The 13,032-nt window shown below is 70.5% G+C and carries 16 protein-coding genes and 2 pseudogenes; 8 read left to right on the top strand and 10 right to left on the bottom strand.

Going from position 1 to position 13,032, the window contains the following annotated elements:
• Positions 1-273: 273 nt before the first annotated feature.
• Both ABZ570_RS01255 and ABZ570_RS01250 read left to right on the top strand, forming a co-directional pair.
• Positions 274-1,113 carry a glucose 1-dehydrogenase gene (locus ABZ570_RS01255; RefSeq protein ID WP_358055443.1) on the top strand — a complete coding sequence of 280 codons (840 nt, stop codon included), beginning with the start codon at positions 274-276 and terminating at the stop codon, positions 1,111-1,113.
• A gap of 204 nt (positions 1,114-1,317) precedes the next feature.
• The gene (locus ABZ570_RS01250; RefSeq protein WP_358055441.1) at positions 1,318-1,836 is read left to right on the top strand and encodes a pyridoxamine 5'-phosphate oxidase family protein; all 519 of its coding nucleotides are present in this window, start codon (positions 1,318-1,320) and stop codon (positions 1,834-1,836) included.
• Positions 1,837-2,156: 320 nt separating this feature from the next.
• Here the strand turns inward: ABZ570_RS01250 and ABZ570_RS01245 are convergent, their stop codons facing one another.
• The 7 genes from ABZ570_RS01245 to ABZ570_RS01215 all read right to left on the bottom strand — a co-directional run bounded on the left by ABZ570_RS01245 (position 2,157) and on the right by ABZ570_RS01215 (position 6,646).
• Positions 2,157-2,345, bottom strand: a complete 189-nt coding sequence (locus tag ABZ570_RS01245; RefSeq protein WP_358055439.1) for a hypothetical protein — start codon at positions 2,343-2,345, stop codon at positions 2,157-2,159.
• Between the two features lie 327 nt (positions 2,346-2,672).
• Positions 2,673-4,088: an FAD-dependent oxidoreductase gene (locus ABZ570_RS01240; protein ID WP_358055437.1), complete on the bottom strand. Its 1,416-nt coding sequence runs from the start codon at positions 4,086-4,088 to the stop codon at positions 2,673-2,675.
• A 72-nt stretch (positions 4,089-4,160) separates the two neighbouring features.
• Positions 4,161-4,655 (bottom strand): N-acetyltransferase family protein, encoded by a 495-nt coding sequence (locus ABZ570_RS01235; protein WP_358055435.1) that lies wholly within the window; start codon positions 4,653-4,655, stop codon positions 4,161-4,163.
• The gene (locus ABZ570_RS01230) at positions 4,655-4,984 is read right to left on the bottom strand and encodes a metalloregulator ArsR/SmtB family transcription factor (RefSeq protein WP_358055701.1); all 330 of its coding nucleotides are present in this window, start codon (positions 4,982-4,984) and stop codon (positions 4,655-4,657) included. The genes ABZ570_RS01235 and ABZ570_RS01230 overlap by 1 nt, the downstream gene beginning before the upstream one ends.
• An 8-nt stretch (positions 4,985-4,992) precedes the next feature.
• Positions 4,993-6,237 carry a M28 family peptidase gene (locus ABZ570_RS01225; RefSeq protein WP_358055433.1) on the bottom strand — a complete coding sequence of 415 codons (1,245 nt, stop codon included), beginning with the start codon at positions 6,235-6,237 and terminating at the stop codon, positions 4,993-4,995.
• On the bottom strand, positions 6,234-6,482 hold the full coding sequence (locus tag ABZ570_RS01220; protein ID WP_358055430.1) for a hypothetical protein: 249 nt from the start codon (positions 6,480-6,482) through the stop codon (positions 6,234-6,236). The genes ABZ570_RS01225 and ABZ570_RS01220 overlap by 4 nt, the downstream gene beginning before the upstream one ends.
• A gap of 14 nt (positions 6,483-6,496) precedes the next feature.
• Positions 6,497-6,646, bottom strand: coding sequence for a hypothetical protein (locus tag ABZ570_RS01215; protein WP_358055428.1), 150 nt, complete (start codon positions 6,644-6,646; stop codon positions 6,497-6,499).
• 88 nt (positions 6,647-6,734) lie between these two features.
• On the opposite strand from ABZ570_RS01215, the gene ABZ570_RS01210 reads away from it, so the two are divergent.
• A complete protein-coding gene (locus tag ABZ570_RS01210) occupies positions 6,735-7,118 on the top strand; it encodes a metalloregulator ArsR/SmtB family transcription factor (protein ID WP_358055426.1) in 384 nt (127 codons plus the stop codon).
• 350 nt (positions 7,119-7,468) lie between these two features.
• Here the strand turns inward: ABZ570_RS01210 and ABZ570_RS01205 are convergent, their stop codons facing one another.
• The 3 genes from ABZ570_RS01205 to ABZ570_RS01195 are packed head-to-tail and all read right to left on the bottom strand — an operon-like array spanning position 7,469 to position 9,706.
• Positions 7,469-8,710 carry a DUF6596 domain-containing protein gene (locus ABZ570_RS01205; protein ID WP_358055424.1) on the bottom strand — a complete coding sequence of 414 codons (1,242 nt, stop codon included), beginning with the start codon at positions 8,708-8,710 and terminating at the stop codon, positions 7,469-7,471.
• A complete protein-coding gene (locus ABZ570_RS01200) occupies positions 8,707-9,033 on the bottom strand; it encodes a YciI family protein (RefSeq protein WP_358055421.1) in 327 nt (108 codons plus the stop codon). Before ABZ570_RS01200 ends, ABZ570_RS01205 begins: the two co-directional genes overlap by 4 nt.
• A gap of 52 nt (positions 9,034-9,085) precedes the next feature.
• Positions 9,086-9,706 carry a dihydrofolate reductase family protein gene (locus ABZ570_RS01195; RefSeq protein ID WP_358055419.1) on the bottom strand — a complete coding sequence of 207 codons (621 nt, stop codon included), beginning with the start codon at positions 9,704-9,706 and terminating at the stop codon, positions 9,086-9,088.
• Positions 9,707-10,219: 513 nt separating this feature from the next.
• Here ABZ570_RS01195 and ABZ570_RS01190 point away from each other — a divergent pair.
• The 5 genes and pseudogenes from ABZ570_RS01190 to ABZ570_RS01170 all read left to right on the top strand — a co-directional run bounded on the left by ABZ570_RS01190 (position 10,220) and on the right by ABZ570_RS01170 (position 12,945).
• The gene (locus ABZ570_RS01190) at positions 10,220-10,906 is read left to right on the top strand and encodes a helix-turn-helix domain-containing protein (RefSeq protein WP_358055417.1); all 687 of its coding nucleotides are present in this window, start codon (positions 10,220-10,222) and stop codon (positions 10,904-10,906) included.
• Positions 10,903-11,073: pseudogene (locus tag ABZ570_RS01185) on the top strand (three-helix bundle dimerization domain-containing protein); the annotation flags it as partial. The gene ABZ570_RS01190 and the pseudogene ABZ570_RS01185, both read left to right, overlap by 4 nt.
• 223 nt (positions 11,074-11,296) lie before the next feature.
• On the top strand, positions 11,297-11,563 hold the full coding sequence (locus tag ABZ570_RS01180) for a hypothetical protein (RefSeq protein ID WP_358055415.1): 267 nt from the start codon (positions 11,297-11,299) through the stop codon (positions 11,561-11,563).
• Positions 11,564-11,612: 49 nt separating this feature from the next.
• Positions 11,613-12,320: pseudogene (locus tag ABZ570_RS01175) on the top strand (MIP/aquaporin family protein); the annotation flags it as partial.
• 217 nt (positions 12,321-12,537) lie between these two features.
• Positions 12,538-12,945 carry an arsenate reductase ArsC gene (locus ABZ570_RS01170; RefSeq protein WP_358055413.1) on the top strand — a complete coding sequence of 136 codons (408 nt, stop codon included), beginning with the start codon at positions 12,538-12,540 and terminating at the stop codon, positions 12,943-12,945.
• The last annotated feature ends 87 nt before the right edge of the window (positions 12,946-13,032 follow it).

Genomic DNA, 13,032 nt, shown 5'->3' with positions numbered 1-13,032 from the left:
GGGAGTACGTCCGACCGCATGCAGGTGTCGCAGCGCCTGGGCGCACGACTCGAACAGGCCGATCTGGCAGTGCGGGAGGCCGTGCCTGCGGCAGAACGACTCGACCTGCCAGTACACCTTTCAACAGAAACTCCTCACCCGGTCGTGAAACCGGGTTTGCTGGGACAGTGCCTACCTGCCCACCGACCTGCGCCGTTTCACCATAGAAGCGCAGGAAAGCGTCACTGAGGTGGCCGCCGGCGTCACCGGCACCGATGTGCCACCTGACCCCGCGTGTCCCGCCCGGCTCACCCGCCGGATCGCCTGCCAACGAGCCTGCTGCTCATCGAAAGGGCACCCGCAACGATGAACCCAACCTACGACTTCACCGGTCAGGTCGCCCTGGTCACCGGTGCCAGCTCCGGCATGGGCCTGGCCACCGCCCGCGCTTTCGCCGAGGCCGGCGCCGCGGTCGCCCTCGCCGACATCAACCGGGCCGCCGTCCAGACCGCCACCGAGACTCTGGCCGCCGCCGGTCACCGGGTGCTCGACGTGACTTGCGACGTCACCGACGAGGCCAGCGTCGCCGCCGCCGTCCGCTCGACAGTCAAGGAGTTCGGCCGGCTCGACATGGCGTTCAACAATGCCGGCATTCAAGTTCCGCCCAGCGATGCCGCCGATGAGCCTGCCGAGGTCTTCGACCGGGTCAACGCCGTCAACCTGCGCGGCGTGTGGGCCTGCATGAAACACGAACTCGCCCAGATGCGCAGCCAAGGCGTCGGCGCCATCGTCAACTGCTCCTCCCTCGGCGGCCTCGTGGGCCTGCCCGGCCGAGCCGCCTACCACGCCTCCAAGCACGGGGTGCTGGGGCTTACCCGCAGCGCCGCCCTCGAATACGCCCCGCGCGGCATCCGGATCAACGCTATCTGCCCTGGCACCATCGCAACGCCGATGGTCGCCGACATGATCGACAAGGGTGAACTCGACCGGGCCGAGGCCGTCGCCAACCAACCCATCAACCGGCTCGGCGAAGCCGAAGAAATCGCCGCTGCGGTGTTGTGGCTGTGCAGCCCTGGTGCCAGCTTCGTCATCGGCGTCGCACTTCCTGTCGACGGCGGCTACACCGCCCGCTGACATCGCGCCTCGCAGCATCGAGAGCATGGCCTTCGTCGCCGACGCGGTACGGCCCCGGCGGCGTCGGCACCACGGTGATCAAACATCCTCACCGGCGCCACCGATAAATACGACACAAGGTGTCAGGTTTTTGATCGAACATGGTTTCACCGGTCGGCGTCGGTGGTGGACGTGAACCGGTCTTACGAACAGATGAGGACCTCGATGCGCGAAACGCCGGAAGATCTCAAAGAGCTCCAGGACCTCCTGGACTCCTCCCTGTCCCGCTCCACCTCGCATCTCCGCTCGATCTTCACTGAGCGCACCCTGACCGCGGAACAGCTCACCCAGGTGCTCACCGGCATGTGCACCCTTGCCCTGTCCACCGTGACGGCGAAGGGCGAGCCGCGGATCAGCGGCGTGGACGGGCATTTCCTACACGGCAAGTGGCATTTCGGGACAGCGCGCAGCGCCGCCAAGGCCCGCCACCTCGCCGCCCGTCCGGCCGCCAGTGCGGCGCACATGCGTGGCGAGGACTTGGGCGTGTTCACGCACGGTACGGTGGAAATCCTCAACCCTCAGGACAGCGAGCCTGCCGCGGACTGGCCAGACCTGCTCACGTACTTGAAAGACTTCTACGGCGACGGCGCCTTCGACTGGGACAACGACGTGGTCTTCTACCGGCTGCACCCGCACTGGATGACCGTCTACGCCCCAGACGTCGACAAGCTCACCGCCAAGTGACCTCAGGCCAGTACGGCAGCCGCCGGGTGAGATTCCGCTGCTGGAGGCGGGTAGACGTGCCGCGGCCACCGGGTGGTCGACCGTCCGTTGTGGACGGAGCTTCAGATGCCCGCTGAGGGCGGCGAACTCACTACGGCGAAGCCGGGGCACCGAAGCACCCGGAACCGGGGCACGACAGCACCTTTACTGGCTCCTCCCGAAGGCCCTGGATTTCGGCGGTCAATCGCTGGCGGCGGCCCGCTGTGGGTATACGTCTGGACCACTGCCCTCCCAGGGCAGCGGTCAACGGATCAGGAGCGGTAGCAACAGGTTGGGCAGCGCTACCCGGGAACCACCTCGTGGCGGTACGCCCGCACACGCGTCCCGTCACTCAGAACCACCTCAACCCGACCGTCCTCATCGACCGCGCTGCCGACCGAGCGAACCTGCTGACCGGCGTGCTCCTCGACGTTGTCGGCACGCTCCGGGCGGAAGACCCACCCCACGCTCACTGGCTCAACGGAACGCACGCACCCTCCCGACCGGTACAGATGTGCGACCGCCGAGTCTAGACAAGCTCATCAGCAGCCACACCTCGCGACACGTCGACCCGAAAGTGATGGACCGGGTTCGCCGGCCGTCGTGCACGAACCAATGTCGCATCACGGACCCGGCATTGCCTGACAGGACGGCGCCAACAGGCAGCGGTCGCGGTGCCGGCGGGAATGCGCCTACAAGCGTGCTCCGGTTGAGCGGACAAAGTGTCGATGGTCGAGGTGATGGCGAGGGCGGCGACGATGCGCACCCGTGGCGCCCGCTGACCGTCTGTTCGGCGGGCGCCGTCGTGGAGGTGGTCATCAGCTGGCGCAGCAGTCGCCGGTCTGGCCCTCGTTGGCGGTGTCGAGGGTGATCAGCGCCAGCGGCGCGGACAGCAGGCCGCCGGAGATCCCGGTGGCCAGGCCCCGGCTTGCGGCCGCAGCGGTTGGGGCGGGCCCGCAGCAACTGTCGCTTCCGGTGGAATCGGCGGGGTTGCTGCTGCACACGCCGGTTTCGGGCAGGTCGAGCTGGACGTCGCGGGCGGCGTCCCAGTCCCCGGCGAGGGCGGCGACGACGGACCGGACCTGCTCGTAGCCGGTGGCCATGAGGAAGGTGGGCGCGCGGCCGTAGCTCTTCATGCCGACGGCGTAGTAGCCGACCTCCGGGTGGGCGAGCTCGTCGACTCCGTGCGGGGGCACGGTGCCGCAGGAGTGCTCGTTCGGGTCGATCAGCGGTGCGAGCGCCCGGGTGGCACCCATGACCGGGTCCAGGTCGAGCCGCAGCTCGGCGGCGATCGAGTGGTCCGGGCGAAAGCCGGTCGCGGCAACGATCCGGTCGACGATCACCTGCTCCTCGCTACCGTCGGCGTGGCGCACGACCACCGCGACGCGGCCATCGGCCGCGGTGAGGGCGTGGACGGAGAAGCCGGTGAGCAGCCGGATCCGGCCGGCGTCCACGTGCTCACGCAGCCGGGAACCGAGTGCACCGCGCGCGGGCAGGGCGTCGGCGTCCCCACCGCCGTAGGTGCGCGCCGGGCTGGCCGAGCGGATCGCCCACGTCACCTCGGTGCCCGGCTCAGCGGCGGTCAGTTCCGCCAAGGAGAGCAGGGTGTTGGCGGCCGAGTGGCCAGCGCCGACGACCAGGGTGTGGCGGCCGGCGAACCGGTCGCGGTCCGTGCCGAGCACGTCCGGCAGGGCGTGTTCCAGGTACGAGGCGGCTTCCTTCTCGCCTCGTGCGGGGAGGCCGGAGGCGCCGAGGACGTTCGGGGCACCCCAGGTGCCGGAGGCGTCGATGACCGCCCGGGCCAACAGCTCGTCACCGTCGGCGAGGCGGATCAGGAACGGGGCCTGCTCGCGGCCGGCGGTGCGCAGCCGGTCAAAGCCGAGGCGGCTGATCGCCTCGACCCGGACGCCGTAGCGCAGGTGCGGCTTGAGCTGCGGCAGCTCCGCGAGGGGCTGCAGGTAGTCGGCGACGAGCTCGGCGCCGGTGGGCAGGGCCTCGAGGTCGGGGGCGACCCAGCCGGCGTCGTCGAGCAGGCGACGTGCGGCCGGGTCGATGTTGTACCGCCACGGGGAGAACAGGCGGACGTGTCCCCACTGGCGGACTGCCACGCCGGCGGTGTCACCCGCCTCCAGAACAAGGAAGGGCAGGCCACGCTCGTGCAGGTGGGCGGCGGCGGCCAGACCCACCGGGCCCGCGCCGATCACCACGACGGGCAACTCGTTCGGGACGCTCATCGGAACACTCCTCTGTGTTGAAAATATCGAATCAAGAAGGTGCGCTGCTGGGGCGGGCAGAGCCGAAGGGGTTCAGATGACGCGGCTGCGCCACTCGAGCAAGACGACGTCGCGCCATTGCCCGTGGTGCCGCCCGACCCGCTCGCGGATGCCGATGACGCGGAAGCCGGCCCGCTGGTGCAGGGCAAGACTGGCGGTGTTCTCCGGGAAGATTCCCGACTGGATGGTCCAGATGCCGGCGGCCTCGGCGGAGGCGATCAGCGCGTCCAGCAGCAGCCGGGCCACGCCACGCCCTTGGGCGGTGGGGTCGACATAGACGGAGTGCTCGACCACCCCGGCGTAGACCGCCCGGCTCGACGTCGGCGAGACCGCCACCCACCCGACCACGGTGCCGTCCGCGTCGACGGCCACGAGGCGGTGGTCAGGTAGCTTGGCCGCGTCGAATGCCGTCCAGGTCGGGGCGATGGTCTCGAAGCTGGCGTTGCCGCCGTCGAGGCCGGCCTGGTAGATGGCGAGGACACGATCGGCGTCGTCCGAGATCATCGGACGGACGGTGATGTCGGCCATCAGCAGGCTCCCTTCGGAATGGGGGCCGGGCGGCCCATGACGACGTCGGCGGCCGACGGGAAGCAGCCGACGCAGGCGTCGTTGATGCGGTAGTGACGGGCGGTGCCGATCGGCTCGACGAGCACGAACCGCACCTCGGTGAGGATCTTCAGGTGTTGGGAGACGGTGGACTGGGCCAGTCCGACGGCGGCGACGATCTCGCCGACGCTCATCGGCCGGCCGTGCCGGGCGAGGTACTCCACGATCTGCACGCGGGTCGGGTCCGCGAGGGCCCGGAACCACGAGGCGTAGGTTCTCGCGATGTCCCGGTCGAGGAGGTCGCCCACCATCATTCCTTCTATCGTTTATCGCCGATTGACGATGGAAGTGTAGCGGGTGCCGCTGCCGCGAGGTGAGCGGTCGCGACGACAACGCGGGCGATCGCACCGAGGGTGGCGGGGTCGACCTTGTCGGGGGTGTCGGCAGGGCTGTGGTAGCCGCCCATGCCGGCCCCGATCCCAACTGCGGCGAAACCGGCACCGCCATAGCGGCGGTTGTCCGACGCCACCGGACCCGCCGCCAGGGGGACGCCGGTGTGCCGGCCGGCCTGGTCGAGCAAGGCCAGGAGGCGGTGGGCGGGCCCGCCGGCCTCCACCGCGGCCGCCCCGTCGAGACGGCCGGCGCCGTCGACGTTGATGACCAGCGGTGCGCCCCCTTCGGCGCGGAGTTGGGTGGCGTGGTGAGCGGAGCCGAGCGCCCCGACCTCCTCCCCGTCGAGCAGCGCGACGGACAGCCCGGCGCCGGCGGGCAGTGCGACGGTGAGAATGCGGGCAGCCTCAAGGACCACGGCGACGCCAGTGGCGTTGTCCGAGGCGCCAGGCAGACGCAGCCCGGGGTGGTCGCCGACGCCGTCGTAGTGGGCGGTCAACAGCAGGCCGACGCCAGCAGGGGCATGCTGCCGGAGTCGGGCGTGGATGTTGGTGCCGGTGACGTCGTCGCGGCGCAGCGGCGTCGCACCGGCCAGCCAGCCATCCCCTGCGGCGGCGGCGGTGAGCACGGCGTGGTGGGTGTCCGGGTCGAGCGTCAGCACCGGCAGCGGCCCCGGGTCCGGGCCGGCGAGCATGGTGAACTGCCAGCCCTCGGCGTCGACCGGACGGCGGACCAGCAGCCCGGCCGCGCCGCGGGTGTCGCGGTAGGCGTCGAACAGGCTCATTTCGGCCGGCACGACCAGCCACCGCCCTGCCGGGTCGGCCCTGCCGGCGACGCCGACGGGGCCGCGACGAATGCCGGACGTGTCGGCGGAGGCCGGGTGGATCGCGACCTGCCGCCCGAACACCAACTCCTCGGTGCCGCCCCGGTCGCCCCAGGTGACCGTCGGCGCGTCGTACACCTGCGGCACGGCACGGACCTGGAACTCCTCAGTGCGGACCTCGCCACCGAGGGCGGTGAGCTGGTCGACGAGCCAGGCGCGGGCCGCCGCCCCGCCAGTCGAGCCGACACGCCGCCCTGCCATCGGGTCCGAGGCGAGGGTGGCGATGGTGGTGGTCATCCGGTCGGCGCTGATCTGGTCGAGCAGGTCAGCGAGATTGCTTGAGCGGGTCATGAGCAGCATCCCCGTTCGGTGGCGGTGGCGTCGGCCTTGGCCTCGGTGCCACAGCACGAGTTCGCCGCCTGGGCGGCCTGCCGAGTGCCGCAGCACGGATCGGCGCTGGCCGTCTGGCCGGCGGGCGGGAGGATTCTGCCGACGGCTTGGGCGGGGCTGCCGCAGCAGGCGCCGGAGCCGGTGACCTGCAGGGCCGCGGCGGGGTCGCCGGTGAAACCGCCGGCGGCGGGGGTGCTCTCGCTCATGTCGGATCCTCTCCTCAACGGGGGCTGATCAGCGGGTAGACCGTGGTGCGGGTGGTGTCGTAGCGGCGCTCGGCCCGCTGCGCGGGGGTGGACACCCGGGCGCAGGAGTCGCAGAACCGGACACCGGGTAGGGATGTGCGCGAGCGGCGGGTAGAGCCGAACATGCTCGTCCTCATTTCCTCGGAACGCCTGTCTTGACATCCGTCGAATCAGACACTTGCACGCTGATTAGAGAGATGTCAACCTAGAGGCATGTCGAAGCAACAAGCGCCGCTTCCCGTCGTCAATCTCAACGCCGACGCGCCGTGCTGCCCTCCGCTGGCCCAGCGTCGGGTCCCGGTTGAGACGGCCGCGGTGCTGGCGCCCGCGTTCAAGGCCCTGGGCGACCCGGTGCGGCTGCAGTTGATGTCGATGATCGCCTCCGCCGAGGACGGGGAAGCGTGCGTGTGCGACCTGACGCCGGCGTTCGACCTGACCGGGCCGACGATCTCCCACCACCTCAAGACGCTGCGCGAGGCGGGCCTGGTGGACGCCGAACGGCGGGGCACCTGGGTCTACTACCGGGCCCGGCCGCAGATCCTGCGCCAGCTCGCCGCCCTGCTGTCGATCGAGTCGACACCCGCGTCCCGAGCCTGACCCGCTCCCCTGTCACCGTCTGTCGGCATACGGGTCAACGTGCACAGCCGCGCACAGCGTCGTGCAGATGGCGGCGGCAGGTGCGAGCCTTCAACCGCCCCCAAGCTGGCCAGCGGATTCAGGGAGACCCACGGAAGCGGGCGGGCGGCGTGACGTTCCGTTACCAGCGAGCCGGCATCGACCGTATGGCACATCCGCTTCTATGAGTACGGCGCGCGGGCTGTTGCACCAGGGATGCCCGTCGGCATATATGGCCCTGACCCCGATGCTTACCATCCTCTGGCCCGCGCGCGTGTTCCACCGGGGTTGGCCGCCGCTGTGCGCGGTGTTTCGATCGGGGTCCGTGGGCGTTACCGCAGTTGGTCGCGGCGGCGGGTCAGGTAGGCGGTCTCGGCGGTGTTGCCCGCCAGGTCGATGGCTTTGTCGTAGGCCGCGCGGGATTCCTGGCTGCGGCCCAGCCGGCGCAGCAGGTCGGCGCGGGTGGCGTGGTAGGCGTGGTAGCCGGCCAACCTGTGCTCAAGGCGGTCGACGGCCGCGAGTGCCACCTCCGGTCCGTCGAGCTCGGCGACTGCGACGGCCCGGTTGAGGGCGATGACCGGGGAGGGGTCGAGGTGGACGAGTTGGTCGTAGAGGGCGAGGACCTGCGACCAGTCGGTGTCGCGGATGTCGCGGGCGGAGGTGTGCACGGCGTTGATCGCCGCGAGAATCTGGTAGCGACCCGGAGCCACCCCGGCGGCGGCAGCGGCGAGGCGCTCGCGCACGAGCCGGTGACCCTCGGCGATCAGCGCCTTGTCCCAGGCCCCACGGTCCTGCTCGTCGAGGGCGATCAGTTCGCCGCTGGCCGAGACCCGGGCGGCGCGGCGGGCCTCGGTGAGCAGCATCAGCGCCAGCAGCCCGGCCACCTCACCGTCTTCCGGCAGGAGGGCGCGGATCAGGCGGGTGAGCCGGATCGCCTCGGCGGTCAGGTCGTGACGTACGGGATCGGTGTCGGGGCCGGTCGCCAGGTAGCCCTCGTTGAACACGAGAAAGAGGACGGCGAGTACGCCGGAGACGCGTGCCGGGAGATCCTCGGCGGAGGGCACGCGATAGGGGATGCGAGCCGCTTTGATCTTGGCTTTCGCGCGGGTGATCCGCTGCCCCATGGCACTCTCGGCCACCAGGAAGGCGCGGGCGATCTCGGGCACGGTCAGACCGCCGACCATGCGCAGCGTCAGCGCCACCCGGGTCTCCATCGCCAGCGCCGGGTGACAGCAGGTGAAGATCAGCCTGAGCCGGTCGTCGTCGATGGCGCCGAGAGGCTCGGGCGGGTCGTCGTCGTACCCCATCTGAGCCTCCTTGTGCTTGTCGTCGCGCTTGTTCTCGCGCCGGATCCGGTCGATGGCCTTGCGGTTGGCGGTGGTGGTCAGCCAGGCGCCGGGGTTGGGGGGCACGCCGTCGGCCGGCCACCGCTCGACGGCGGTCGCGAACGCCTCGGCGGCCGCCTCCTCGGCGATGTCGAGGTCACCGAAACGCCTGGTCAGGGCGGCGACCACCCGGGCCCACTCCTCGTGGTGGGCCCGGGTGACCGCCTCGCGGGCGTCGACCCTGTTCACAGGAACGGCCGCACCTCGACCTTCCGATTGCACGCCTTCGACCCCTCGGCGGCGAGCTTGAGCGCCACGTCGAGGTCGGGGGCCTCGATGATCCAGAAGCCGGCGAGGTACTCCTTGGACTCCAGAAAGGGCCCGTCGGTGACCAGCGCCTCCCCGCCCCGGTTGTCGATGACGGTGGCCGCGCCGGGCGAGGCGAGGCCGCCGGCGAAGACCCAGTGGCCCTCGGCCTGGAGCCGGTCGTTGAACACGTCGATCGCAGCGTCCTCGTCCGGGGTGGCGAGACCGTCGGTCTCGTTGAAGATCACGGAAAGCAGGTACTGCATCTGAAGATCATCTCCTGTGGTGTCAGACAGTGTGGGATGCAGTTCAGGTGTTTCAGCCTGCTGCATGCTGCGGGCGCCCGGCCGGCCGGTAGACCTGGATCGTCACGCCCTTCGAGTCGACGCGCGACTCGACCAGGTCGAGCGCAAGATCCGGGCCGGTCTCCGGGAACAATCGCGCGCCCTGACCGAGAATCACCGGGACCACGATCAGCGTCATCTCGTCGACCAGATCGTTCTCCAGCAACCACCGGGTCAGCGCGCCACTGCCGTGCACCTGCAACTCACCCCCCGACTTAGCCTTCAGCTCTCGGACGGCGGCCGCGACGTCTCCGGACAGGACCGTGGTGCCCGACCACGCCGGATCGGTGAGCGTGGTCGACGCCACGTACTTGGGCTGTGTGTTCAAAGCCCGCATGACAGGCTCCCAGCCAGGGACATCCTGGACCGTCAAGGACCCCCACGAGCCAGCGAACAGCTCGTAGGTCCGCCGGCCGAGCAGGAACGCGTCGGCGCGCTGGTAGGTCTGGTTGATGAACGCGTGGGTCTCGTTGTCACCCTTCCCCCGGGCCCATCCGCCGCGCTCGAATCCGTTCCTGCGGTCCTCATCCGACGCGTGGCCGTTTCCCTGCATCACTCCATCGACGGTGACCTGAGTCATGGTCGTCAGCTTCATGATCGCGGCTCCTTACCTCGGCGCCGCCCCCTTGCGGGCGGCCTCACCCCTGCTACGAACACCACCGCCCCGATCCGACACCGCCTCCCGGACTTCTTTGAAGAACTTTCCGGGGCGCCGGTCGTCAGCGATCCGACAGCACGACAGTCTCGCGGCAACTGGGCTCCACTTCCTCAAGCGAGCCCAGACCGGACCAGCTCTTGGACCAGATGGGCAGCGGAAACCCTGACTCGTCGTCCGCTCATGCCGCGATGCGCGCGGCTCGGGCACCTTTACGTTGGGGCGGACCCGGTTGGCCACGTTGGCCCGTACGCCGACACCGTCAGCCGCCGTCTGCGGCTCGATCCGCCCGCAGGGGCGTGGTCGACCGCGGGTGACCGCCGAGCGCGCGACGCCTCTGGCGGAGCACGCGGGGACGGCGGTGTGCGGTGAGTGCGGCGATGACGTGCGCGGCGTCGCGACCGACGCAGCATCGGCTTGACGATCAAGCGCTACTCAGCGATAGTTGAGTCAATGAACGCTGAGCTTGCTTCCTTGATCGAGCGGGCGCGGATCCACGCCGCGCTCGGCGACCCGGCGCGCCTGGCGATCGTGGACGCGCTCACCCTGGGCGACGCCTCCCCCGGGGAGATCGCCCACACCCTCGACATGCCGACCAACCTGGTCGCCCACCACGTCAAGGTCCTCACCGACGCCGGTCTGGTCGCCAAGGGCCGCTCCGAGGGAGACCGGCGCCGCACCTACCTGCGGCTGCTCCCGGAGGCGCTTGCCGCCCTCGCCACCCCACGCCTGACCGGCGTCGGACGGGTGGTGTTCGTCTGCACCCACAACTCGGCCCGCTCTCAACTGGCCGCCGCGCTGTGGAAGCGCCGCACCAACAGCGATGTCGCCTCCGCCGGAACCAAGCCGGCGCCCCGGGTTCATCCCCGCGCGGTCGCCGTGGCCGACCGCCACCACCTCGACCTCGACCCGACCGGCACCGCCCACGTCACCGACGTCGTCCGCGCCGATGACCTGGTCATCGCCGTGTGCGACAACGCCCACGAGGAACTGATCGGCCCGGCCCGGCCCCGCCTGCACTGGTCCGTGCCCGACCCGGTGCGCGTGGACACCGACGAGGCGTTCGAAGCCGCCTACGCCGACCTCGCCGACCGGGTCGACCGGCTCGCCCCCGCCGTCCTGCCCGGCGGCCCCCGATGACCGACACCACCGCCTATCCCCACCAGGAGATCACCCTCGACCAGCAGGTCGCCCTGCACACCGCCGCGACCCGGCTGGCCGAGGAGTTCGACGGCATCTACGGCACCGAGACCATCGAGCGGTTCCTGCACAGCAGCTACGACCAGTTCGCCACTGCCGCCAGCATCCCGAACTACCTGCCGCTGCTCGCCGAGCGGCTCGCCCGCCAGCGGCTGCGGGCCCTGGCCCGGTCGAGGGACACCACCGTGACGGCCGTCCGGTCGTGCTGTTCCTGTGCACCCACAACGCCGGCCGCTCTCAGATGGCCCTGGGCTTCTTCACCCACCTGGCCGGCGAGCACGCGGCCGGCTGTCCGGTGGCAGCGAGCCCGGCATCGAGATCAACCCCTCCGTGATCGCGGCGATGGCCGAACGCGGCATCGACATCTCCGAGGAATTCCCCAAGCCGTGGACCGACGAGGTGATCCGCGCCGCCGACGTCCTGGTCACCATGGGCTGCGGCGACGCCTGCCCGATCTTCCCCGGCACCCGCTACGAGAACTGGAACGTCGACGACCCCGCCGGCCTGGACCTGACCGATGTGCGGCCGGTCCGCGACGAGATCGGACGCCGGGTCTGCCGGCTCCTCGACGAACTCAGCGTCACCACCACCTGGTAACCGTCACACCCCGCCCGGCCCCCTTTAGCTCATGGGAGAGAACGAACCGATGACCATCGCACTTCGGCGGCGCCTGCTGGCCGAGTTCACCGGCACCGCCCTGCTGGTCACCGCCGTGGTCGGCTCCGGCATCATGGCCACCACTCTCTCGCCCGACGACGTCGGCCTCCAACTGCTGCAGAACTCCACCGCCACCGCCTTCGCCCTCGGCGCGCTGATCCTCATCTTCGGACCGGTCTCCGGAGCCCACTTCAACCCCGTCGTGTCGGCGGCCGACTGGTTCCTCGGCCGCCGCGCCGGCACTGGCCTCACCGGCCGCGACCTGGGCGGCTACGTCGCGGCCCAGATCCTTGGTGCGATCGCCGGTTCGGTGCTGGCGAACCTGATGTTCGACCTGGCCGCCGTCGACCTCTCCGGCAAGGACCGGGCCGCCGGCCACCTGTGGCTCGGGGAGGTCGTCGCCACCGCCGGCCTGATCCTGCTGGTCTTCGCCCTCGCCCGCTCCGGTCGCGCCCCGGTCGCCCCCGCGGCCGTCGGCGCCTACATCGGTGCCGCGTACTGGTTCACCTCGTCGACGTCGTTCGCCAACCCGGCGGTCACGATCGGCCGCGCGTTCACCGACACCTTCGCCGGCATCGCCCCCGCCTCAGTGCCCGGGTTCGTCCTGGCCCAACTCGTCGGCCTCGCGGTGGGCGTTGGCCTGCTCGCCGCCCTCTACCCCGACGCTGGCGCCGCCGCCGACCAGGTCGTCGTCCCCACCGACGAGGACGCGACCGTCAGCCACCGCCCATAACGGAACAGGCACACGACAGCAGCGAGGCTTGGCGTTCGCCCGGCTTGTTCAACCGCCGCCACGACCCCAGCCGCTATCGGACGCTCGACCGCAACAGCGACCCGGCTCACCCGGTGTTCCTCGACCTCAACGACGTGCCGGTCAGCCGGCCCCGCGACTCTTACTGCATGGAAGGCACCTCATGAGCGACAAGCCCAGCGTCCTGTTCGTCTGCGTCCACAACGCCGGCCGCTCCCAGATGGCCGCCGGCTGGCTGCGCCACCTCGCCGGCGACACCGTCGAGGTCCGCTCCGCCGGCAGCGCACCCGCAGACCACATCAACCCCGCCGCCGTCGAGGCCATGCGCGAGGTCGGCATCGACATCACCGACCAGACCCCGAAGCTCCTCGAGTACGAGACGGCGGAGTCCTCCGATGTCATCGTCACGATGGGTTGCGGCGATGCCTGCCCCGTCTTCCCCGGCAAGCGCTACGAGGACTGGAAGCTCGATGACCCCGCCGGCAAGGGCATCGACGCCGTCCGCCCGATCCGCGACGAAATCCGCGCGCGGGTGGAGCAGCTGCTCGCTGAGCTGCGACCCACCGCCTGAACCACCCTCGTTGCCGCCCTCCGGACCACCCACCCGGCGGGCGGCTCACCCCTGAGTCGGAAACTCTGCGCCGTTGACCGTCTTGAG

Origin of the sequence: Micromonospora sp. NPDC007271, from assembly GCF_040634005.1 — a bacterium.
Taxonomy (GTDB): Bacteria; Actinomycetota; Actinomycetes; order Mycobacteriales; family Micromonosporaceae; genus Micromonospora.
The sequence above is the reverse complement of the archived record's forward strand: the minus strand, read 5'-3'. Positions and strand labels throughout refer to the sequence as shown.